This window comes from uncultured Aliivibrio sp., from assembly GCF_946479765.1.
GTDB lineage: Bacteria > Pseudomonadota > Gammaproteobacteria > Enterobacterales > Vibrionaceae > Aliivibrio.
In genome coordinates this window covers 1-25,522 of the sequence record NZ_CAMLHO010000044.1, presented here as the reverse complement: position 1 = coordinate 25,522, position 25,522 = coordinate 1, and the positions used below count along the sequence as shown (strand labels likewise).

16 protein-coding genes and 1 pseudogene are annotated in these 25,522 nt (G+C 38.5%); 7 read left to right on the top strand and 10 right to left on the bottom strand.

Annotation, left to right across the window (positions count from 1 at the left end):
• The first annotated feature begins 286 nt into the window (after positions 1 to 286).
• Positions 287 to 646: a helix-turn-helix domain-containing protein gene (locus tag Q1K78_RS14150; protein WP_300180106.1), complete on the top strand. Its 360-nt coding sequence runs from the start codon at positions 287 to 289 to the stop codon at positions 644 to 646.
• A 140-nt stretch (positions 647 to 786) separates the two neighbouring features.
• On the top strand, positions 787 to 2,016 hold the full coding sequence (gene pepT / locus Q1K78_RS14145) for a peptidase T (RefSeq protein ID WP_300180103.1): 1,230 nt from the start codon (positions 787 to 789) through the stop codon (positions 2,014 to 2,016).
• 90 nt (positions 2,017 to 2,106) lie between these two features.
• On the opposite strand, the gene fdhF is transcribed toward pepT, so the two are convergent.
• On the bottom strand, positions 2,107 to 6,264 hold the full coding sequence (fdhF, locus tag Q1K78_RS14140; protein ID WP_300180100.1) for a formate dehydrogenase subunit alpha: 4,158 nt from the start codon (positions 6,262 to 6,264) through the stop codon (positions 2,107 to 2,109).
• Between the two features lie 293 nt (positions 6,265 to 6,557).
• Here fdhF and glpA point away from each other — a divergent pair, with 293 nt between their 5' ends.
• From glpA to Q1K78_RS14120, 4 genes are all read left to right on the top strand, one after another.
• The gene (gene glpA / locus Q1K78_RS14135; RefSeq protein ID WP_300180097.1) at positions 6,558 to 8,234 is read left to right on the top strand and encodes an anaerobic glycerol-3-phosphate dehydrogenase subunit A; all 1,677 of its coding nucleotides are present in this window, start codon (positions 6,558 to 6,560) and stop codon (positions 8,232 to 8,234) included.
• Entirely contained in the window at positions 8,231 to 9,598 is a 1,368-nt protein-coding gene (gene glpB / locus Q1K78_RS14130) for a glycerol-3-phosphate dehydrogenase subunit GlpB (RefSeq protein ID WP_300180094.1), read from the top strand. The genes glpA and glpB overlap by 4 nt, the downstream gene beginning before the upstream one ends.
• The gene (glpC, locus tag Q1K78_RS14125; protein WP_300180091.1) at positions 9,595 to 10,896 is read left to right on the top strand and encodes an anaerobic glycerol-3-phosphate dehydrogenase subunit GlpC; all 1,302 of its coding nucleotides are present in this window, start codon (positions 9,595 to 9,597) and stop codon (positions 10,894 to 10,896) included. Before glpB ends, glpC begins: the two co-directional genes overlap by 4 nt.
• 229 nt (positions 10,897 to 11,125) lie before the next feature.
• Positions 11,126 to 12,811 carry a GGDEF domain-containing protein gene (locus Q1K78_RS14120; protein WP_300180088.1) on the top strand — a complete coding sequence of 562 codons (1,686 nt, stop codon included), beginning with the start codon at positions 11,126 to 11,128 and terminating at the stop codon, positions 12,809 to 12,811.
• A 50-nt stretch (positions 12,812 to 12,861) separates the two neighbouring features.
• On the opposite strand, the gene Q1K78_RS14115 is transcribed toward Q1K78_RS14120, so the two are convergent.
• The 9 genes from Q1K78_RS14115 to Q1K78_RS14075 all read right to left on the bottom strand — a co-directional run bounded on the left by Q1K78_RS14115 (position 12,862) and on the right by Q1K78_RS14075 (position 25,065).
• Positions 12,862 to 13,944: a choloylglycine hydrolase family protein gene (locus tag Q1K78_RS14115; protein WP_300180085.1), complete on the bottom strand. Its 1,083-nt coding sequence runs from the start codon at positions 13,942 to 13,944 to the stop codon at positions 12,862 to 12,864.
• A 127-nt stretch (positions 13,945 to 14,071) separates the two neighbouring features.
• Positions 14,072 to 15,619: a glycerol-3-phosphate dehydrogenase gene (glpD, locus tag Q1K78_RS14110; RefSeq protein ID WP_300180082.1), complete on the bottom strand. Its 1,548-nt coding sequence runs from the start codon at positions 15,617 to 15,619 to the stop codon at positions 14,072 to 14,074.
• Positions 15,620 to 16,001: 382 nt separating this feature from the next.
• Entirely contained in the window at positions 16,002 to 16,769 is a 768-nt protein-coding gene (locus Q1K78_RS14105) for a DeoR/GlpR family transcriptional regulator (RefSeq protein ID WP_300180079.1), read from the bottom strand.
• Between the two features lie 191 nt (positions 16,770 to 16,960).
• Positions 16,961 to 18,475 (bottom strand): glycerol kinase GlpK, encoded by a 1,515-nt coding sequence (gene glpK, locus Q1K78_RS14100; RefSeq protein ID WP_300180076.1) that lies wholly within the window; start codon positions 18,473 to 18,475, stop codon positions 16,961 to 16,963.
• An 80-nt stretch (positions 18,476 to 18,555) separates the two neighbouring features.
• Complete coding sequence (locus tag Q1K78_RS14095; protein WP_300180073.1) at positions 18,556 to 19,410, bottom strand: MIP/aquaporin family protein; 855 nt, start codon at positions 19,408 to 19,410, stop codon at positions 18,556 to 18,558.
• A 462-nt stretch (positions 19,411 to 19,872) separates the two neighbouring features.
• A complete protein-coding gene (locus Q1K78_RS14090; RefSeq protein WP_300180071.1) occupies positions 19,873 to 21,015 on the bottom strand; it encodes an ABC transporter substrate-binding protein in 1,143 nt (380 codons plus the stop codon).
• A gap of 224 nt (positions 21,016 to 21,239) precedes the next feature.
• On the bottom strand, positions 21,240 to 22,661 hold the full coding sequence (locus tag Q1K78_RS14085) for a HAMP domain-containing sensor histidine kinase (protein ID WP_300180068.1): 1,422 nt from the start codon (positions 22,659 to 22,661) through the stop codon (positions 21,240 to 21,242).
• A complete protein-coding gene (locus Q1K78_RS14080; protein WP_300180065.1) occupies positions 22,649 to 23,335 on the bottom strand; it encodes a response regulator transcription factor in 687 nt (228 codons plus the stop codon). Before Q1K78_RS14080 ends, Q1K78_RS14085 begins: the two co-directional genes overlap by 13 nt.
• Positions 23,336 to 23,436: 101 nt before the next feature.
• Positions 23,437 to 25,065: a phosphoethanolamine--lipid A transferase gene (locus tag Q1K78_RS14075; protein WP_300180109.1), complete on the bottom strand. Its 1,629-nt coding sequence runs from the start codon at positions 25,063 to 25,065 to the stop codon at positions 23,437 to 23,439.
• A 199-nt stretch (positions 25,066 to 25,264) separates the two neighbouring features.
• Between Q1K78_RS14075 and Q1K78_RS14070 the strand changes: the two are divergent.
• Positions 25,265 to 25,522, top strand: a pseudogene (locus tag Q1K78_RS14070) (hypothetical protein); the annotation flags it as partial.

Sequence of the window (25,522 nt, the reverse complement as noted above, 5' to 3'; positions counted from 1 at the left end):
TAGAGTATATACTCTATTAAAATTCATTATTTATAATACTCCTTTACTTATACTGTACACATTTAAAAAATTTAAACGGGATAGCGTTTCGCTTGTTGGGATATTCTTGATATAAGAAAAACAAAAATAAAAACCTTAATCTAGCAGTAGATTTCATAAAGGTTTTATTTATTTAACCCTCATTATAAATACGATGGTGAATAATTTAACCGCACACTTAACATCATTTCTTTACATCAATAATTTAACATTTCCGAGGTTTATTGTGTTAGATGAAAACACCTCCATGGAAAGTATCTCTCGACGGATCGAGGCAAGAAAATCTGAATTGGGGCTCTCCAATACTCAAATTGCTACAGCATGTAACGTATCAACCAGAACGGTCATTAACTGGACCAGTGGCCTATCAAGTCCACACATATCAAAATTAATACCGTTAAGTTTTGTTCTGAAAAAAGAGATCAATTGGATCATATCAGGAAGTGATAACATTTCGGATTGGTTGGGTGTTACTATGTCTGATGTGATTGAATTTCATCAGCAACTATCAAAATACTCTAAATCGGAACGAACTATGTTGTTTAAATCAATCAGTAACTTAATTGAGCAATTTGCCTTTATTTTAAAAACAAAAGAGACCAAATAAACATACAATCTATTTAGCGTATATGGATAAAATATGCGCTACCAACACCTTCCTTTTTTATGACCCATCGCAATTTCTAATTTTCCTTTTTGATCCATACTCACTCCTTGCCTTCTTTTCAACTATACAGAGTGACTATCATGAAAAACCTTGTAGAACGCTTTCTTTCTTATGTGAGTATCAATACTCAATCTAACCCTTCAGCACCACAATGTCCAAGTACAGAAAAACAGCTTAATCTTGCTAACCAATTAGTTATCGAACTAAAAGAATTAGAGCTTGCCGATGTCTCTGTTGATAAAAATGGCTATGTCATGGCTCGCTTGCCTTCAAACGTTGATTATGACGTGCCTGCTATCGGGTTTGTTGCCCACATGGATACGGCACCAGATGCATCAGGTGAAAATGTAAAACCACAAATTATTAAAAACTATCAAGGTGAAACAATCACATTAGGCACCAGCGGTGAAGAGTTAAATCCAACCCAATTTCCTGATTTAAAAAACCTTATCGGTCATGATTTAATTACCACCGACGGCACGACTCTATTAGGTGCAGATAATAAAGCGGGCATTGCAGAAATCTTAACTGCAATCGCCATCTTACAAGCAAACCCAGAGATCCCTCACGGTGATATCTGCATTGGCTTTACGCCAGATGAAGAAATTGGTCGTGGCGCAAATCTATTTGATGTTGAAAAATTCAATGCCAAGTGGGCCTATACCATTGATGGTGGCCCCGTTGGCGAATTGGAGTATGAAAACTTTAACGCCACTAGCGCTGATGTGATTTGTCACGGAGTTAACGTTCACCCGGGCACAGCCAAAGGCAAAATGATCAACTCAATGAACATTGCCGCACAATTTCAATTGATGATGCCTGCTGAAGAAACACCGGAAGGCACTGAAGGCTACGAAGGTTTCTACCATTTAAAATCAATGGATGCGGGTGTTGCCAAAACTGAACTTGGTTATATTGTGCGTGATTTTAGTCGTGAAGGCATGGCAGAGCGTAAAGCCTTCATGCAACAAAAAGTCGATGAACTGAACGAAAAACTAGAAAAAGGCCGTGTTGAGCTGATTTTAACTGACAGTTACTTCAATATGCGTGAAATGGTAGAGCCTCATCCACACGTCATTGAGTTAGCAAAACAAGCGATGACGGCGTGTGATGTGCAACCAGACATCAAGCCTATTCGTGGCGGAACAGACGGCGCTCGTTTATCATTCATGGGATTACCTTGCCCTAATATCTTTACCGGTGGTTACAACTTCCACGGTATTCATGAGTTCATTACGATTAATGGCATGAAACAAGCAGTTAATGTAATTGTGAAAATTGCAGAGCAAAATGCCCTAAACAATAAGTAATTTAACTCTGTTCAAAACAATAAAAATCACAAACAAAAATGCCCGATGATTGTATAACCATCGGGCATTTTTTATTTTAACGCATGATGATTATTCATTCATTTCTGGCACTACTATTTTTTCAACCTTCACTGCGGCGACTTTAAACTCAGGGATTTTAGCATGAGGATCTAACGCTGTTGTGGTTAATTTATTCGCAGCTGCTTCAACAAAGTGGAACGGAACAAATACCACCCCTTCTTGCATACGCTTAGTCACAAATGCCGGCGCGTCAATGGTGCCACGACGAGTCGAAACTCTAACCATTTCACTGTTAGAGATACCAAGACGCTCAGCATCTGCCACACTGATCATAGCGCGAGGACCAGCAAGGTTATTCAACCCTTTGGTTTTACGAGTCATGGTGCCTGTATGGTATTGCTCTAACAAACGACCCGTTGTGAGCACTAATGGATACTCTTCATCAGGCAGCTCAGCCGCATATCTAAATGGAACCGCTGCCATTTGACCTTTTCCACGGATGAAGTGCTCGCTATGCATAATACGAGTCCCTTCTGGATTCGCATCATTACATGGCCATTGAAGTCCATTTTTACCAATAGCATCCCAATGCATGCCTTGATACTGCGGCGTAACCTGAGTGATCTCTTCTGTGATCTCCTCAACCGATTGATAGCTCCAATCTCCGCCCATCGCTTTCGCAATCTCTTGAATTATCCACCAATCTTCTTTCGCTTCACCCGGAGGATTAACTGCCGGAGAAATACGCTGAACACGACGCTCAGTATTGGTAAAGTGACCCGCTTTTTCTGCAAACGAACACGATGGCAAAATAACATCAGCATAAGCGGCCGTTTCTGTCATGAAGATATCTTGTACGACTAAGAAATCTAACGTCTCTAAACCGTGAATTACGTGCGCTTGGTCAGGATCACTTAATACTGGATTCTCACCCATAATAAATAAGCCTTTGACTTCAGAATGACACGCGGCATCAATGATTTCCGTTAACGTTAACCCTTTCTTGCTTGGTAAGTTTGGCTTATTCCATGCTTTTACGAATTTCTCGTAAACCGCAGGATTCTCTACTTTTTGATAACCCGGAAAATCCGTTGGTAATGCGCCCATATCACACGCACCTTGTACGTTTGATTGACCACGAAGTGGATTAATACCACCACCTTCAATACCAATATTGCCACACAACATTTGCAAGTTAGCAATAGAGCGAACGTTGTCATGCCCTGTCGTATGCTGCGTAATACCCATTGAATAATAAATTGCAGTACGCTCAGCTGTACCAATGTAACGTGCCATTTCAATCACATCGTGCGCTTTCACGCCAGTGATTAGCTCAATTTTCTCAGGCGAATATGTCTCTGACATCACTTCAGTTTTTAGTTCATCAAAGCCTTCAACACGTTCTGTTATGTACGCTTGATCATGCCAGTTATTCTTAATGATCTGCTGCATGATACCGTTAAGTAACATCACATCCGTACCCGGACGCTGCGCTACATATAACTCAGCATGATCCGAGATATCCACTTGCTTAGGATCCGCCACAACCAAACGCGCACCGTGATGACGAATAGCTTGTTTAATGTGCGAAGCAATAATAGGGTGAGCCGATGTGGTGTCTGAACCAATAATAAAGATCAGATCTGAATGTTTGATGCTTGGAATATCATTGGTCATTGCACCACTGCCGATAGAGGCCTCTAAACCCGTGACTGTAGTTGAGTGACAAAGACGCGCACAATGATCGAGGTTATTGGTTTCAAACTCACAACGAACCAATTTTTGGAAGGCGTAGTTATCTTCATTAGTAGTTTTTGCAGAAGAAAAACCCGCTAATGCATTGCCGCCATGTTGCGTTTTAATTGCACTAAACTTGTCAGCAACAAGCGTTATTGCCTCTTCCCAACTTGCTGGTACTAATTCACCATGTTTACGAATTAATGGTGTTGTTAAACGTTGATCACTACCAACGAAATCAAAACCAAAACGTCCTTTCACACATAACATGCCTTCATTAACTGGGGAGCCTTTCGCACCTTGAACATATTTAATTTTGTTTGTCGATTCATCAACCATCATGGTTAACTTACAACCTACGCCACAATAGGTACAAATCGTATCAACCGGTTTTAAAACTTCGATTCGGCCTTGAGATTTATCACGGGAATCAACCAATGCACCAACAGGACACGCTTGAACACACGCGCCACATTGCACACAATTGGAGTTACCCATTTGATAACCATGTTCAAAACCAGCACGACATTCAGGGCGAGAGGCATTGGTACCATCTTCATTTTTCATGAAGCTTAATACACCATGCACGCCTTTTTCGTTACACGCTTCGACACACTGACCACAGCTAATACAACGATTGGCATCAAACACAATGAACTCAGAGCTGGTATCAATAGCAAACTTCTGTTTACTTTCGTTGGTTAAATCGGTTTCATTGGCTTTGTATTCCGTTGCATAGTCACGTAAACCACAATTGGTATTTGCCTGACATGCACACTCTAAACAACGTTCCGCTTCACTAATTGCATCCGCATTATCAAAGCCCGTTTCTACTTCTTCAAAACTTTGCTCACGCTGCTCAGCCGTAAGTTCAGGCATGATCACGCGCATCGCTTTTTGGATATGCTCAAAGTACTGAGGATCAACCTGCTTGGTCTTCTTCTCTTTTTGAGAATTAAACTGTTTGGTTGGAATTTTTTCCATATCGCCTTTAAAGAAACGATCAATCGCTTCAGCCGCAATACGACCATCAGCAACCGCTTCAATCGCTGTCGCTGGCCCGCGACGGAAATCACCGATGCTAAAGATGTTTTTCACACCACTGTGCATGGTTAGGCTATTAGAATCAGCCGTGTTCCAACGTGTTAACGGCAAATCAATATTGTCGTTTTCTAAAAAGCTTAAATCTGGTTTTTGAGATACCGCTGAAATTACAGTATCAAAGTCTTCAATGAAGAATTCACCTGTCGCTTTAGGGCTTCGGCGGCCTGATGCATCAGGTTCACCCAATGCCATTTTCTCTAAACGAACTTGAGTAACACGACCCTCTGTATCCGCAATATTCTCAACAGGATTAGTTAAGAAATGGAATTTAACTCCTTCATATTCAGCTTCAACCACTTCGTAGTCTTCGGCTGGCATGTCTTCACGAGTACGACGATAAATAAGCGTGGTATCAGCACCATCACGCACCGCAGTACGAGCACAATCAATCGCGGTATTACCACCACCAATCACGGCTACTTTTTTACCCGTAATAAGTTTAGATTCCATGACGTAATCTTTTAGGTAATCAACACCTAAATAACAACCACCCAGATCACTGCCTTGATAATGCATTTCAACCGCTTTAGACGCACCAACAGCCAAACATACCGCATCATAATCATCACTTAGTTGCGATAACGAGAAATCTTCACCTAGCTTAACCGAGGTTTGGATCTCCATGCCGTTGCGGCACATCAACTCAATTTCTTTATCTAAAATCGATTTTGGTAAACGGTACTCAGGAATACCATAGCGTAACCAACCACCCGCTTTAGGCATCGAATCAAATACCGTGACTCGATAACCTTCATTGGTTAGGTAATAACCACAGGTTAAACCTCCAGGGCCACTACCAATAACAGCAATCGATTTACCCTTGTCTGCTTTTTTTGGTGGTACATATGATTCTTGAGCGTGTAAATCGGCATCAGCCGCGTGACGTTTTAGTTGACGGATAGCCAATGGTTCATCAACTAAACCACGACGACACTCTGTTTCACAGAAAGCAGGACACACACGACCAATCGATAATGGCATTGGTAATGTTCGTTTGATGACTTCAATGGCTTTTTGATGATCATTCTGTGAAATATGATACAGATATGACTGTATATCCACGCCAGCAGGACACGCGGTTTGGCACGGCGCTTCGCAATCTGCGTAATGATCAGAAAGTATTTTATTTAATGCACTTTGACGGCGTTTTGCTAACGCTTCAGACGAAGTGATCACTTGCATTCCATCAACGACTTGAGTTTCACAAGCACGTTGAACTCCTTGCCCTTCAATTTCAACTACACACAAATCACATGGTATTTTTTCACCATGAATGTTGTTTCCGCACAGTGAAGGGATATCGACATTGCATTCCTTTGCCGCTGCTAACAGTGTTATCTCTTCATCGATAGTGAATGTTTGGTTATCTATAGTTATTTTCATCATTCAGTACCTAGATTTACTAATAATTATCTCGATTATATCATCACAATTTTTGTTATTTTGAAGTGACTCTCAAAACTGGGCTAGTCTTACTCGAAAACGCGCTATTTATTCTCTCTATCATTTGGTAAAACCCACGAAACAGCCTTCGTTTAATGAAAAACGTGTGACTCATGTACCACTACGAAAACAAAACGAAAGCGCGAACGAGCATAATTGCGCTAAATCAAAGAAAGTGTCGAACATAAACATCATGATAGATTCATACATCCAAAGTGGTAAAAAGAGACTAAATTATGGACAAAACTTCTCGATTAGAAACCTCCGTCATCATCATTGGAGGAGGAGCAACAGGCACAGGAATAATGCGTGATTGTGCACTGCGTGGCATCGATTGTATTTTGATTGAGAAGGACGATTTAGCCTCTGGAACTACTGGTCGCAACCATGGCTTACTTCACTCAGGCGCTCGCTATGCCGTCACGGATAATGAATCTGCGAAAGAATGTATCCATGAAAATAAAATCCTAAAAAAAATCGCAAAGCATTGTGTTGAAGATACACAAGGCCTCTTTATTTCCTTACCTGATGATGACTTATCTTTTCAAACTCAATTTATTCAATCTTGCCAAGAAGCAGGAATTGACGCGAAACAATTAACCCCTAAAGAAGCCTTATTATTAGAACCTAATGTAAACCCTAATCTTATTGGTGCGGTTCAAGTGCCAGACGGAACGCTCGATCCTTTTCGTTTATGTGCAGCAAATGTGCTGGATGCGAAAGAAAATGGCGCGCGTTTGCTCACACACACTCACGTAACTTCGCTTATTCGCCACCAAGATACGGTACTTGGGGTTAATTGCATTGATGTTAGAACCAACCAAAAAATTGAAATTTTTGCTCAGGAAGTGATTAACGCCGCAGGGATCTGGGGACAAAACATCTGTGAATACGCTGATTTAAGTATCAAGATGTTCCCAGCAAAAGGCTCTCTACTAATTCTAGATTATCGTATTAATAATTTGGTAATCAACCGTTGCCGTAAACCTTCTGATGCTGACATTTTAGTACCTGGGGATACGATTTCATTAATAGGAACAACCTCAGAACACATTGACTACGATAAAATTGATGATTTACATGTCAGCGCTAAAGAAGTGGATATTCTATTAAGTGAGGGGGCGAAGTTAGCACCGATAATGGCGAATACTCGTGTACTTCGCGCTTATGCTGGTGTTCGTCCATTAGTCGCTGTCGATGATGACGGCTCAGGTCGAAATATAAGCCGTGGGATTGTATTACTGGATCATGGAGAAAAAGACGGACTGAACGGCTTTACGACAATTACGGGGGGTAAGTTAATGACCTCTCGACTCATGGCTGAAATGACCACCGACATGATCGCTAGAAAACTGGGAAACAACCAAGAGTGTACGACTCACTTACGATCGCTTCCTGGATCGAACGGTGCCTCTATTGCCGCCAAGAAAACAGCAAGCCTAGCAAAACCCGTTTATCAAAGTGCGATTTATCGTCATGGTGAACGAGCAGATCAATTCTTAACGGATGATGCAAAAGATCAAGCCGTGATCTGTGAGTGCGAAATGGTGACTCAAGGTGAAATCAATTACGCCATTAAACAATTAGACGTGCATAACTTAGTGGATTTACGCCGCAGAACACGGTTAGGAATGGGACCGTGCCAAGGTGAACTCTGCACCTACCGCGCGGCAGGATTATTTGAAGAGTGTGGGCAAGTCTCTGGCAATCAATCTAGCCAATTATTAACCCACTTTTTAGAAGAACGCTGGAAAGGCATTAAACCCGTTTTCTGGGGCGATGCATTACGTGAGGCTGAATTCAGTTATTGGATTTATGAAGGGTTATTTGGTGCCAGTGATATTCCAACGTCAAAGCCATCAGAACAAACAGAAACGTCTCAACAACAAAAAGAACAAGAGGCAACATTATGAATTTCGATACCATTATCATCGGCGGCGGCATGGCTGGCTTAAGCTGTGCTCTACGCTGTTTAGAGGCAGGATTAAAAACAGCGGTAATTGCCTCTGGTCAAAGTGCTCTACACTTCTCATCAGGCTCTATCGATGTATTAGCAAAAACACCTGATGGCACGCATGTTATCGACCCAATAGCAGCAATTGATGGATTTTCGACTCATTACCCTGAGCACCCTTATGCCAGATTAGGAAGAGAAACCATAAATCGTGCGATTGATTGGTACCAAACAACCTTATCTACTATTGGAGTTCCGCTTACTTCTCAAGTAAACGGATGCAATCATTATCGATTAACGCCTTTAGGTACAATGAAATCAACATGGTTATCACAGCCTTTTGTTCATCAATTCCCTATGGCATTAGAAAATAATATGGTACAAAAAATCGTACTGATCACTGTTGATGGCTTTCGTGATTTTCAACCGAAATTAGCTCAAGATAATTTAAAACAAATCACTCAATTATCTGATGTTGAAATCTCAACAGCAACCGTCTCTCTGTCTGCTTTTAATGACATTCAACGTAATCACTGTGAATTGCGCTCCATCGATCTTTCTCGACTACTTGCCAAACGAGCTAGCCTGCAAGAGTTTGCACACGCGCTGCAACAACACGCAAACCCAGGGGATCTTGTCGTGATCCCCGCTATCTTTGGTAACGGAAAAGGCTTGAGGCTTTTAAAAGAAATTGAAGCATTAACCCAACTCACCTTATGTGAAGTACCAACAATGCCGCCATCATTATTGGGTATTCGATTAGAAGAAACCATGAAACACGCCTTCATTGAGCAAGGTGGAATGCTACTCAATGGAGATCACGTTATTCAAGGTGAGTTCTCCTACGTAGATAAAGAAGATCCTAAGCATTCACACTACCGATTAAACCGCATTTTTACTAAAAATCATGGTGACTTTCCACTACAAGCAAAGCAATTTGTACTCGCGACCGGCAGCTTCTTTAGCCAAGGTTTAAAAGCCACAGCGGATTCAATGGAAGAGCCTATTTTTGGTTTAGATATGGATCAGACCGCTTCTCGCACAGACTGGTACAACTCTGCCTTTTTTAGCCCACAATCACATCCATTTTTAAGTATGGGTGTAAAAACAACGCCACAACTACAAGCGATAAAATCAGGCCATGTGATTGATAACGTTTACTGCGCAGGTGCAATATTATCTGGTTATAACCCAGTATTAGAAGGCAGCGGTAGTGGTGTTGCAATTAGCTCTGGCTTTCATGCTGCAGAATCAATAATCAAGCAAATAAGACCTGAGTTTTTATCAAACAATAAAATGGAACAACAAGAGGTCGCATTATGAGCAGCCCACTATTTCGATCTGACCTATTAAAAGATAATTTGTTAAAAGGCGAATTATTAAAAGACAAATTTGCAAAAGATAATTTAATTTTTAGAGCTCCCGCTAATACCAGTTTTGATCAGTGTTTAAAATGCACCGTATGTACCGTGTATTGCCCGGTTGCTAAAGAGAACCCTGATTATCCCGGCCCAAAACAATGTGGACCTGATGGTGAACGTTTACGCTTTAAAAGCCCAGAATATTATGATGAAACCTTAAAACTCTGCACTAACTGTAAACGCTGTGAAACCGCTTGTCCGTCAGGGGTTAAAATTGGTGACATGATTGCGGTAGCCCGTGGAAAATATGGAAAACCCGCTTATAACATGAAAGGCATTCGTGATTTCGTATTAAGTCATACTGATTTATTTGGCTCAGTCGCAACGCCGGTAGCTCCTATTGTGAACGCGATTACGAGCGTGCCATTAGTTAAAAAAGTGATGCACAAAACCATTGGAGTTCATGACCATAAATCATTACCAAAATACTCTCACGGCACCTTCCGTAAGTGGTATAAAAAAGAAGCCAATGACCAATCTATTTACCAACAACAAGTGCATTATTTCCATGGCTGTTTTGTAAATTATAACCACCCACAACTGGGTAAAGACTTTATTAAAGTGATGAATAACATGCACATTGGCGTGCAGTTATTAGATAAAGAAAAATGTTGTGGTGTTCCATTAATTGCTAACGGCTTTCATAAAAAAGCACAGAAAAACGCCGAGTTTAATGTTGCTAATTTAGAAGCGGCCATTGAACGTAGAGATGTCCCTATTTTATCAACCTCATCAACGTGCTCATTTACCTTACAACAAGAATATCCACACGTATTAGATGTCGACAACAGCAAGGTAGCAAAGAAAATAGAATACGTTACTCGCTTTTTATTAAAAGAAATAATGGATGGGCGCGGTCCTAAAATGAAACCGTTAAATAAGAAGATTGTGTATCATACACCTTGCCACCTAGAGCGCAGTGGCGGCAATATTTACACCATTGAATTATTACGAGCGATACCGGGCTTAGAAGTGCAAGTACTCAACAGTGAGTGTTGTGGGCTAGCAGGAACTTACGGCTTTAAAACAGAAAACTACGATACCTCTATCGCTATTGGTAAAAACGTATTTGACCAAATAAAAGCAGCTAAGCCAGATTATGCAATTACCGATTGTGAAACCTGTAAATGGCAAATTGAAGAAAATACCAATGTTACAACAATTCATCCGATTTCTTTGTTGTGTGAAGCGTTAGTTTAAGTATTCCACATTGGCCTGTCTCAAAAATGAGTAGGCCTTACTCTTTCTATTACATCTTTATTCAGACTGATACTCAAAAAAACAACATCACAGAACCTTATATATTACAATATACCTTCCCATCCAATAAATGTGACACAGATCACAATAGTAACGGTCGTTCATGTAGGTTAAGTCACTTTAAGCGTGATAAATTAGCAAAAAAATCAGTCTGGATATAATAAAAATAATGCTCAAGAATAACTACTTTATCTATCAACCTAATTTCTTCGAAGGTTCTATTGTTTCTTACGAAGCATTATTACGATTCAAAAACTCAGATGAATCACCGATGCACTTCATCTCTGAAATAGAAGATAAAGAACGTTTTGATAAGGAAGTTATTTCTCGCGTAATCTCAGACAAATTAAGCTTGCAATATCAAGATAATATTCATATTTCAATCAATATATCAGCAGAAAGTATAGAATCAGAATCCTTTATTGATTACTGTGAGGCGGTGTTTAACCAGCATAAAGGATTTACTTTAGAGCTAAACTTTAATAATCAAAATATTGACCTTAAAAAAATACGTATAAATATGCAGAGGTTAAAAAAACTTGAGCTATTCTTTACGCTTGATGACTACGGCACAGAATGTAAGCACTCAGATCCATTATTAGAACTCAATTTCGATTATATCAAGATCGACCGTTCCCTTATTAATGCTATTAGTGATGATTATTTGTCCTTCTGCTTCCTACGCTCTCTTTATCATAAATTGAGTAATTTTTTAGGTCATAACGTGGTGATAAAGGGGATCGAAAATGTAAATCAATTCAATTTAATACACTCTTTCGGCTCTGTTATATCCCAAGGGTATTATCTATCATACCCATTATCCATCGTTGAACTAAATACTAATATAAAATCAAACATAAGTATTTTTGATAACAAATCCGCCACTGAAATGCCGTCCATTGACCGCTTTATTTACAATATTAATATAGCGAAAAATAACACTGAATTAAATAAAGCATTAGAAGAACTAAAACCACAAGACCCCTTTAATTTATTGGGTATTGATTATGATAATTTCAATATTTCAGCGCTTAATAATAAATATCAAGAACTATTAGATGGAATAAAAAATCCATCAACCCTATTTACTACACATTTAATCAATCACTGTAACTGCTTTTTTATATTACGAGATGAGCATGGCGTTACTATATACAATAACCAAAAACACATAGATTACCTTGGCTGTGACTTGGTTGGTATGCCGATTAAAGATGTATTAACTCGTTTTCCAGATTATCAGACATGCCTACAACTGGATCAGCAATTACTAAATAATGAATCTGATATTTTAATGTCAAATGAAACAGTCGAAGTTGGCTCAGATATTACAAATTTTCATACGTATAGACAAAAAATAAAATATTTTGATAATAATTTTATTATGACTTTTGTTTATGAAGACGATAATAATACACACGCATCAATTGACCCATTGACGGGATGTTTTACTAAAGAAAAATTAGAACGAATTGATGTAAATTCTTATAACATAATTGTATTTATGGATTTAGATGGATTTAAAAATATTAATGATCAGCATGGTCATCAGTTTGGAGATAAGCAGCTTAAAGAAGGGGCTCGATTAATTAACCAATATCTAAGAAAAGAAGACCTCTTAATTCGATTTGGTGGAGATGAGTTTGTTCTCTGTTTTGATTCCTCTTCAATCACAGACATTAACGTAAAAATGCGTACTATACGCTCTCATTTTGAACTGTATTTTAAGCAGGAAGCATTAAATCTGTCCTTTTCATTTGGTGTCTCTCTCATTAATAATGACATCAAAACAGCGTTAGATAGCGCAGATAAGCAAATGTACATAAACAAAAGAAGGCGTAAAAAACAATCATAAAAAATAAGCCTCAGAACAGAGGCTTATTTTTTTATCGCCTAAACTCAAAGTTAAGGAGTTACTTCCTCTACATGGAATGTCCCAGTATCTAATGGGCGGTTTTCTTCCGTTTTTCCCATAAAAGTAAGCTTGTTTAGATCCACTTTTTTAATAGTACTATCCCACATCGTTTTATAGAAAAACAATCCATTTGTCTGATCGACAACTGAGGTCCATTGAGTCGCACTTGGTAAATTAGGGATGTGTTCTTTATTATTAAACTCACTACCAATAGGAACGTCAAAATTATTCAATATATGAAATGCTTGAGAAACAGCCTCATTACTCTCTTTTATTTCCGGTGCTGAGTTAACATAAAAAGCCGCACGTACAAATCGAGATGGTGGCGTGATATCTCCTGGTAATCCAAAGAAACTAGAGCCTACACCAAATGAGAAAGCATCCACACCATTAATTTTCTGTCCTTGGCTAACACCAGGCGTTAAATGAATATAGTTATTTAAGTTTGTTACTTGCCATTGGTAATCTGGCGCATTGGTAAGTACTTTAGCCGTATTTTTATGAATATTCACTTCACCGTTATTCATGATTTCAATAACAATGTTATTTCCTTGTTTATCTGCCACGCGCCAATGTGCTGTTGGCGATGGGATGCCCTTAGCATCAATATAAACAGGAATAATTTTAATCTTACCTAACGCCTGCTCTACTTCAGCAACTGTTTTAAATTGCGATAACATCCAACGGTTAAAATCCATATCCGTAATGGTTGTTTTCGTGTCTTTAGGATTATATTTTTCTAATGATCCGTAATTTTTAAAATAAAACAAACCAGCGGTTAATCCCTCTTCATTAACCCCATCAGCAATGAAACGGTCATCACTCACTGAGATACCAACAAAGCCATATTTAGACTTCCATTGAAGTCCTTTCTTTTGATCCGGCATAGTGGATACATACGTATATTCACGAGGAGAAATAATCAATTTACTATCGAGATCATTCTGACCCCATTCAATCGTTCGCGCTTGAATATAATCATTATTGATTGTTGAAAGAGAGATACCAGTACAGGCGCTAGCCGAATAAGCAACGCAAGAAGCGATAAGCATTGAAAGGAGTTTAATTTTCATTTTATTATCTCATGATTAATTATTTTTTTGATATTACTCCGATGAATAGTAAAACCAAGCATTTCTATAAAATTCGCAATAAAAAGCCCGAAGATATCTTCAGGCTATATATTAAATCAAATAACATTTAACTCACTTGTGTAAATTCCACTCTCTTCTTTGTGCCTAATTTATCAGCCATATATTGTGATACTTCAGCTTGTTGCTCTTTATTTAAGTACAAACCTAATTTCGTTCTACGCCACAATACATCTTCCGCTCTTTGTGAGAACTCATGGTGCATTAAATAATCGATTTCAACTTGATATACACCTTCACCGAACGCTTGTCCCATATCAGCTTCACAAGTAATGCCCTCTAATAATGTCCAAACCAAAGTACCAAATTGATTCACATAACGTGTTGCCGTTTTCTCTGTTAACCATTGATGCTTACTGCAAATATTATTCACTAATTGTTTACGTGGGTAGTCAAAATCACCACCTGGTAATGCCACGCCTCTTGTCCATGGTGTTCCTATTTTTAGGAAATATGGACTTAACATTTTCATTGCTGTTTCCGCTAACTTTCGATAAGTCGTTAATTTTCCACCGAAAATTGACAGCAATGGTGCTTGATCTAACTCTTGCTCAAGCTCTAAAGTGTAATCACGCGTAATCGCTTGAGGTGAATCAGATTCATCATCACATAATGGACGTACACCACTGTAAGTCCACACCACATCATCACGTTGAATTTGATCCACAAAATGCTGATTCACTACATCAATTAAGTAATTTACTTCATCTTCAGATATTTCTACTTTTCTTGGATCGCCTTTGTATTCGACATCGGTTGTGCCAATGATTGAAAAGTCTTCCATATAAGGAATAACGAATACGATGCGATTGTCTTTGTTTTGTAGAATATAGGCTTGCTCTTCATTATGTATTTTAGGTACTACAATATGAGAGCCTTTAACTAAACGAATATTTCGTGGTGATTCAACTTCTAAACTGTCATCAAAGAACTGTTTTACCCATGGGCCAGCCGCATTTACTAACGCTTTAGTTTTACGCTCAAAACGCGTGTTCGTTTGCTCGTCAAAAATAGTAACATGCCAAATACTATCAACACGTGTTGCTTTTTCAACACAACAATAGTTTTTAACTTCTGCGCCGTTTTTCTCTGCGGCCATTGCATTTAAAATAACCAAACGCGCATCATCAACCCAACAATCAGAATACTCAAACCCTTTTGTCATTTCAGGTTTTAATAAACCTGAAGCCGCTAGATTTACTGAATGACTTGCAGGAAGGGTGGTGCGCTTACCTAAATTATCATAAAGGAACAGGCCAGCACGGATCATCCATGCTGGACGTAAAAATGGACGATGAGGTAAACGAAAACGCATTGGTTTTGCAATATGAGGGGCTTTAGCTAATAGGACTTCACGCTCAGCTAATGATTCTGATACTAAACGAAACTCGTAATGCTCTAAATAACGTAACCCACCATGAATTAATTTCGAACTTGCAGATGAAGTGGCAGAAGCAAAATCAGCGGCTTCATATAGGCCAACAGTTAAGCCTCGTCCAGCAGCATCAGCGGCAACTCCAGCGCCATTAATACCACCACCAACTACGATTAAATCTAAAACAGCGCAGTCTGTGTGTGTTTGGTTTCCATTATTCATAGTAGTGACCTCAAGTGCCCAAATGAGCGAACGAACATTAATTACGATAGATTTACGATATCTTAACTTTCGTTTTGAGTCACTTTTTATTTTCGATTTCGAACATTAACTGTGATACAGATACAAAAAATCCCTGATCTCAATCAAGAACAGGGATTTTTTATTTCTTAACCTCAACTTGGGATAAGAAAGTCGACGAGTTTTATATTTTCATATACTTACTTTAAAACAATAAGTCAGTGCTGCTAATTTAGATGCATAATAAGGCAAAATCACAAGTCAATAGCTTGTCTATTGCGTTGATTTTAACGCAGTTAGGCGCTAAAGAAGCAGTACTGAATGGCTTAAATTATTCCGAGTTGAGGTTAATAATCAATGAGAGTTACTTTGAAATTACTTCATAAGGGATCTCATTGTCTTTTAAAATGGCGACAATCTCTTCTGGTGGCTCTTGATCGGTAATGATCATTTGCAGCTCACTAATATTTCCTAAATTGACCATCGCATTACGACCAAATTTAGTATGATCAACCGCAAGATATACGCTACGGCTGTTCTCGATAATGGCTTTTTTCACACGAACTTCGTGGTAATCAAAATCCAATAGCGAACCATCATAATCAATACCACTGATCCCTAATATGCCAAAATCCAAACGGAACTGTTTGATGAAATCTAACGTTGCTTCACCAACAATACCCCCATCTCGGTTACGAACTTCACCACCAGCCAGAATCACTTTAAAGTCTGGGTTCGCCATTAAGATCATTGCAACATTGATATTATTGGTCACGACACGTAGGTCTTTGTGGTTTTTCACTAGTGCTTTTGCTACTGACTCTGGTGTTGTACCAATATCAATAAACAATGTTGCACCATCTGGAATATGCTTTGCAAGCGCTTCTGCAATCGTGTCTTTCTCATTCAACTGCATCACTTTACGCGTGGTATAAGCCGTATTTACAGAGCTAAGAGGAATGGTTGCACCACCGTGATGACGGCGGATTTTATTTTCATCAGCAAGTTCGTTTAAATCACGACGAATGGTCTGCGGACTGACTTTGAATTGCTCCACTAAATCTTCAGTGCTGACATATCCATGTTGTTGCACAAGGTTTACGATTTCTTGATGTCTTGATAATTGCTTCACGAATTACTCCCCTAATTTCGAACAATCAATGACTTATTATTTTTATCTGAAATCAGTGTACAAAGAAGCCATAAAGATTGGAAATATTTGACATGAATATGCGTGATATATATCAAATAAAGTTCGAAAAAGAAAAAGGAGCACAATAAATGCACTCCTTTTGTTTGTTTAATCATCAAATCAGATTGGTTTTATTCTTCGTCATGCATCTCTGCCCATGATTGAGCGCATTTCACTGCGCGTTTCCAACCACGGTAACGTTGATTACGTTTAATTTCATCATGATGAGGTTCAAATGAACGGTCAATCACAGCTTTGCCAGCCAATTCATCTAGGCCACCCCAGAATCCAACCGCTAAACCAGCAAGATAAGCTGCACCTAAAGCGGTAACTTCAGTGACTTGTGGACGATGAACTGCAACATCTAATACATCCGATTGGAACTGCATTAAGAAGTTATTGGCTACCGCACCACCATCAACACGAAGGGCTGATAATTTGATACCTGAATCTGCTTGCATCGCATCAATAACATCACGTGTTTGGTAAGCTATACTTTCTAGCGTTGCACGAATAATATGGTTAGAACCACAACCACGCGTTAGACCAACAATCGTACCACGAGCATACGCATCCCAATAAGGAGCACCTAGCCCCGTAAAGGCTGGAACCACGTACACGCCATTTGATGAATCTACTTTGGTTGCAAAGTACTCTGAGTCTTTTGCGTCCGCCAGTAATTTCATTTCATCACGCAACCATTGAATTGATGCTCCGCCCATAAATACCGCACCTTCCAGTGCGTAAGACGCTTCACCACGAGGACCACAAGCAAGTGTCGTTAATAGGCCATTGCGAGACGTTACTTTCTCTTTGCCTGTATTCATTAACAGGAAACAACCCGTGCCGTAGGTGTTTTTCGCCTGGCCTTGCTCTACACACATTTGACCATAAAGTGCTGCTTGTTGATCCCCTGCAATACCTGCAATTGGAATACGCGTACCGCCTTTACCACCAATATTTGTTTCACCGTACACTTCTGATGATGATTTAACTTCAGGCATCATTGAAAGAGGAATATCCAATTCTTTCAGCAGTTTTTCATCCCATTGCAGCGTATTGATATTGAATACCATGGTACGAGAGGCATTGGTGTAATCGGTAACGTGAACACGTCCTTGCGTCATTTTCCACACAAGCCATGTATCCACCGTACCAAATAATAATTTACCCGCTTCAGCGTCTTCACGAGCGCCTTCAACGTTATCTAAAATCCACTTAATTTTTGTACCAGAGAAATATGGGTCAACAACCAAACCCGTATTTTCACGGATGTATTCTTCAAGACCTGCTTCTTTCAGTTTTTCACATGTATCTGCCGTACGACGACACTGCCAAACAATCGCGTTATAGACTGGTTTACCCGTTTCTTTATTCCAAACTATCGTCGTTTCACGTTGGTTAGTAATACCAATCGCCGCAATTTGATCACTGCGAATACCTGCTTTCGCTAAGGTTTCAACTAACGTCGAACTTTGTGTTGCGTAGATTTCTAGTGGATCATGCTCAACCCATCCTGCTTGAGGATAAATCTGAGTAAATTCACGCTGAGAAACACTGACAATATTGGCATCGTGGTCAAGAATGACGGCACGAGAGCTAGTAGTTCCTTGGTCAAGTGCAACAATGTATTTTTGCTCAGTCATGATGGAGTCCTTTTATGTATTAGTTTGTGATTTATTGGCTCGTAGGGAGATAATTGTTAGTATTATTTTTAAAGTCTTTATTACACTTCAGCGGTTTTAGTTTCGCCTTCTGAGTCACACTGATTAGGAATAGTACAGCCGTGCCCTGCTTTGGGTAGATAAGCGCCAATCATTTTTGGATATGCCCAGCCACCGAAACACGCACCTGCAATTGGCGCTAAAATTGGAACAATAAAGTAAGGAATTTCTTTTGCTCCTGTTAATGCATAATCCCAACCCGCTAAGTAAGCAAACAATTTTGGACCAAAGTCACGAGCAGGGTTCATTGCAAAGCCAGTTAGAGGACCAAGAGAACCACCAATCACGGCAATTAATAAACCAATAAGTAGAGGATTCATTGCACCACGAGATGCGCCATTATGTTCATCACCTAATGCAAGAATGCCAAACATAAGAACCGCAGTAATAACAAACTCAACAGCAAATGCGCCTAGTATCGATAAAGAAGGATGTGGATAAGTAGAAAAGATACCAGCCGTTGATAATGCAGCTTCACTGCTTCGTAAAAAACCGTTCGCAATTTCATAATCAGCAAATAAATTACTGTATAGCGCGTAAACTAACGCAGCAGAACAAAAAGCACCAAGTACTTGAGCAATGATGTAAGGAATTATTTTTGCTTTATCAAACCCATGGAACGCAGCCAACGCAATGGTTACTGCTGGATTAAGATGAGCACCAGAAACACCTGCAGTACAATAGATAGCAATAGCAACGCCTATGCCCCATATAATACTGACTTCCCACTGACCAAACTCAGCACCAGTTAACACTAAGGCAGCGACACAGCCGACACCAAAAAAGATCAATAAACCTGCACCGATAAATTCAGCGATGCATTGTCCAAGTAATGTATGTTGTTCATTATTCGCCATGATTCATTCCTTTGTTTCGTTATGTACTCATTTCATCAAACGTATATACACGTTCTATATACTTAAGATAAACGGTCCAATTATTATTAAAGTACGTATACCGCATTCACGTTAAGCTGCGAGAAATGTACTCCTTTTATAATTAATTGAAATGTCACCAAGGTCAAAATGAGCATTCGAGCACAAAAAATGCGCATTAGAATAACAAAAAGAAGATCTAGAGCATAGAACAAGCAAGCGAGCAGGTATGACCAGAAGGGTGTTAACTATAAAAAAGGAGGATCATATGTATAAATAGAGTAGAAACACCCGAATAATCCTATAACACCAGACAGGACATCGTATTATAAGCAATGAAAATGATAGGCTATCTATAAATTCGGCTTGTATTCCCAAACAAAAAAATGCTCGTTTAAATACATTAATCATCAAAACGAGCATTGTTATCATTTTAGAATAAAATTACTTTCCGTAACGCACTAACCACTCTTTCTCTAATGCTATCTGCCAACTTGGATGTGGTTCTGCTAAAGATTTGAATAGCTTCGTATTCTTCGCAGAGCCCGTTAAATACTGTGACGACAGCACAGATGGATCACCCCAGACACTTAAATCTCCTTTACGAGACTGAGCTTCAGGACTCAGTAAAAAGTTAACTGCGACTTGAGCGCCCTCTTTTGCTGATGCATTCCAAGGAATAGCAAGAAAGTGAATATTTGATAATGCGCCCGCATCCATTGCATAAGCTTGCGTTGTTTCAGATAACTTACCACCGGCTTGTGCTGAGAACACTTCATTTGGATTAAACGTCACTGCAAGATCAATTTGACCATCATCTAATAGTTGTAATGATTGTGCAGTACCTGATGGAAACTGCTTTCCTTTACGCCATGCGTTTTGATGAAGTTCATCCAGATACATCCATAATGGTTGTGTGATTTCAGCAAAATTTGCTTGTTCTACTGACTTCATCAGCTGAGGATTATTATTGGTTAACTCAATTAATAGTGCTTTTAAGAAGCTTGTCCCATGAAACTCTGGCGGCTTAGGATAAGTAATTCTATTTGGAAAGGCTTTACTGTAACTAAGTAGTTCAGCAAAAGATTGTGGCGGATTACTTAGTGTTTGTGTGTCATGGATAAATACAAGCTGACCCACGCCCCACGGCGCTTCCAAACCTAATGTAGGCTCAGAAAAGTCACTGTCTACTGGCAATGTTTTGTTTACATATCCCCAGCTTGGTAAATCGTTAACAAATGGACCAAACAACAGTTGATTATTCTTCATGGATTTAAAGTTTTCACCATTAATCCAAACCATATCAACGCTACCACCCTCGCTTTTACCTGCAGCTTTCTCTGCAATCAAACGAGAGGTACTTTCCGATATATCAGCCACTTTAACGTGCTTTAACGTTACTCCATAATTACGCTTCAATTCTTTATCAGCCCAACGAAGGTAATTATTTATCTCTTGGCTTCCACCCCAAGCATGAAAGTATACGGTTTGTCCCTTCGCTTTATGCTCTATCTCTTTCCATGTATCCGTAGCATTAACACCAAAAGAAAGTATTACGCTATTGAGCAATAACAACCACTTTTTCATCCGTTTTTCCTTTATCCATCAAAGAGTATTTTTATTATGTTCGTCCCGATTATAGTGTATAACTAATGATTATTCAGAGCTTTGTGGTTATATTTAATAATCAAAACATCAATATGAAGATAGGTATAAATGCATAATAAAGATGGATTACCACCTAACCTTGCAGATCCACAATATTGGTTAGAATATAAAACGAAAGAGGAGCCTTTTCGCACCTCTTTTTATTAGTCTTGTGGGATCACCACGGTAAAAATAACCTCTTGGCTCTCTTTATAATCGACTGAGAGTTGATAACCATTTAATTGGGATACATTCTTTACAATGGATAAACCTAAACCATGTCTATCGGTATGCGTTCTTGATTTATCCACCTGATATAACGGTTTAAATATGCTCTCAAGATCATTCTGAGTTAATGGATTAGAGGACGTGTTTTTTATCTTAATGACAATACTTCCGTCACCATTTTTTGCAATACTCGCAGAAACTATCGAATCTTCTACACTATAGAACAGAGCGTTATCCAATAGGTTTTTCACTATAGTTTCGATACTAAACTTATCGACATAAATGATTGGGAACACTAAAGAAGAGACAAATACAATTCTATTATCTATATCCGAATACTTAAATTTCAGTTCTGAACTGATCTCTTCTGCTAAAGTTCGGATATCGATTTCTTGTTTTTCAATATAATAATGACCCGATGTACTTTGATTCAATGTAATCAACTGATTAACAACGTTTTTCATATTGTTCGCAATCGATAACACATCTTCTTTATAGGTCGCTGAAATCCGAATGTCATCAGGAAAACGAATATTCATTTCACTCAAACTAATAAGCTCAGCTATCGGTGTTTTAAGCTCATGAGCGATATCAGAAGAAAGACGCTTCTCATTCGCAATATTTTGAATATTTAACTCAATGTATCGATTTAACTCTTTTCTAATTGGCGCTATTTCTCGGCTCTCTTTCGGGTTTTTCTTTATCTGTTGTGCATGAGCATCTAGTTCTGAAATCTCTTTATTCAATAAATAAAGTGAATCTAACTCTTTATCCACGACCTTAATTACAACAAATCTCACCCCGAAAATTGCCGTTATAAATACAAATAACAACGATAAATCAGCAATCAATAGTATGTTACTAACTCTTTGATTTGAGATAGCCAACGTCAAGTACATACTGTCGATATAGGTTACATCTGCTGGGTTAACATCCGATGATAATTGAGGCTGAAAACGAGCAGAAATGGCTTTACCCATACTCCCATCAGGTAATCGAATCCTAAAAATACGGTTTTCATGGATAGGAACGTCTTTATACTTTAAGTCTACACCCTCAAAATAAGCAAGAGATTGTGATTTAGCAAAAGTATCGCTATCTAACCAAATCTGAAAATATTGAGCATTATCTTTACGCTCAAATTGAGGCATAAAACCAGTATGATATTCAAATTCAATTTCATCGCTTTCTACTTCAACTAACGACTTTAAATAATTTGATTTTTCAACTAATGCATCATCAAATTGTTGGTCAACCCAAGCATCAAGAATGAAGTCCAAAGATAAAAAAACGACTAACAGAATGATACCGATAATCACTGTCAGCGTATTAACTAACCTGTCTTTTATTGAATACATGAGCGTTTTTCCAGATAATAACCAAAACCACGTTTGTTTTTAATTGGCAACTCACCACCCAAGACTTTGACCTTTTTACGCACAGAAGAGAGGTGTGACTCTATCGTGTTTTTTGATAATGAATCAAACGAGCCAACGACATAATTACTGATATTCTCAGTCGTCATGACTTGGTTTTTAGATAAGAATAAGCACTCAATAATCTTGTACTCATTTTTAGTAAGATCTATTAACTGCTCCGAAAACTCTAACTCTTTTTTTGCTAAATCGAGCTTAAAATCCCCTAACCTAACATCATCATCGCTGTTTTTAACCACGCCTCTTCGAGCCACCGTTAAAATACGAGCGTGTAACTCATCAAAAGAAAAAGGTTTCACTAAATAATCATCCGCACCGGACAATAAGCCTTCAACACGATCTTCAGGTTGTGATCTTGCAGATAAGATAATCACTTTTACGTCATTTCCCATCTTTCGAATGCTTTTTAATAGCGTAATACCATCTACATTTGGAAGCATTAAATCCAAAATAATAAAATCATACTCATTAGTTATAGCCATTGATAAACCTATTGAGCCATCTCCGGTTTCATCAATCGTAAAACCAAGGTTACTCAACCCGACGACTAAACTACGTCGCAAGTGTGCAGAGTCTTCTATTAGTAATATTTTCATTATTCTGTACCACTTTATTATTTTATAGAGTAATAGTAGCAAAAATGGGCTAACCATTCCCATGATTAACCCATTTCTTTATTTAAGAAACGCGACTTTAACTAGTTCACCATAATATCTAAAGTGTTATCTCTTGCTGTTGTTTTCACTCCATATAAACCAAGTAGCGTATGAAATAAGTTATCATGAGAATATTCACCTGTTACTGCTTTGCTAACAATACTGGCTTTATCTATCCCTTTTTGATTTGCATAATCATCACTCATCCAAATATAGAAAGGCACGTGAGTTTGTTCTTTTGGCGCGATCATATAAGGCGCACCATGAAGATATAAGCCATTCTCACCTAATGATTCACCATGATCTGAAATATATAACATCACAACGTTATATTTATCAGAATACGTTTTTAGTTTGGCAATCGTCTGCGCAATCACGTAATCGCTATAAACTAAGGTATTGTCATAGACATTGGTGATCTCTTCATCACTGCAGTTTTCAATATCACTGCGATTACAAGCTGGTGTAAATACCGCCATATTTTCAGGGTAGCGCTTCCAATACGTTGGTCCATGGCTGCCAATCATATGCAGTGCATACAGTTGATCACCCGTCGTATTTTGAATTCGCTTATCTAAGCCCTGTAATAACACTTCATCATAACAACTTGAACCATCACATAAATCAACAGAGTAATCGCCTGAAATCATCTCTTTTTCAATGTTCTTGGCAACCGCTTTATCGCCACCATCGTTATCTATCCATACGGATTTAACACCAGCATGAGTTAATACATCTAAGGCATCATCTTGGTTATTGGCACGGTCTCTGTTGTAATTAGTACGAACCATATTAGAGAACATGCATGGTAAAGAGTGAGCCGTTGCTGTCCCGCACGATGAGACATTTTGAAAAGCAATCAAACCCAGATCTTTTGTATATGGATTTGTTTCTCTTTCATATCCATTATAAGCACTGTTTTGCGCGCGAGCAGTCTCACCGACTAAAACAACCATTAGGGTTGGTTTACCATTCTTCGCAGCGATAATTTGAGCGTCTTCACCAATCGTTAAATATTCTAACGGCTCGGTCAGATACGTATTATTAATGTATTTAACGGTATTAAACGCATCCGCTGGGTTAATCATTTTATTAAGATATGAATTATTTCGGCCAATTGACGCGTAATCTTTAAAGTAAAAGACGGAAATCAGTAATACACCAACAATAGCAACACTAATTAATGCCGCACGATGGAACAGCTCTTTAGCCCATGAAGCATTGCGAGTCACGGTTACTTTTAATAGAAACAATGATGGAAGTACACCAAAAACAATAAAGTAACCTATAGATGCCGAGCTTAAATAAGATGAAGCTTCACCGACATTAGTTTCAAAGATATTCTCGATCATCGCATAATCAAACATGGTGTTATATTGCAATGCTGCATAAAACGCCATTGCCGATGTTAGCGTTAAAATAACCACAATACCTTTAAACAAAAAAGGTAAGGCAATCATTGAGAAAATAATCATAAAAGCACAAGTAAGAATTGCAGGAGTTAGAAATAAAAAAATACTTTCCCCTTGAGAGAGCTCATAAATTTTTTCATTAATTGGATAGTTAAAAACCACGGCAAAATAAAGTGAAACCACGGTTATCAAAGACACCATATTCATGGTTATTTTTGGATTTTTAATTTTTGACAACAAATTCGACAACACAAGGATACCTTCAGGATCTTTAAGAATGAGATGAGTGTCACATATCAAACTTAAGATTTACTGAAGATAAACTTATGATTCGCTGTGGTTCATTATTAATTTGAATGCATTAATAATTTTGCGCAAACCTCTAATTTATCCCCCATACTAAACAACAAAGACAAGTCAAATAGCCTGGGTCATAAAGGTAATAAATGGAGGTTACATGCATAAAAAAGGACTTTGGATTGCGCTACTCATTTTACCGACTCTACTTTGGGTTTCACTCTCTTATATAACAACTATTTGGTGGCTAGAAAACATCATTGGAATACCAAGTATTATCGCTTTTGGTTATGCCGTTCTTTTTATTGTTTTAGTATTGTGCCACTATTACTTTTACTCTTTCTTAGCTTTGAGCTTCTTCTTTGCGGTGTTTTTCAAGATAGTTGACACTCTTTGCTTAAATTTTACGCTACCTTTC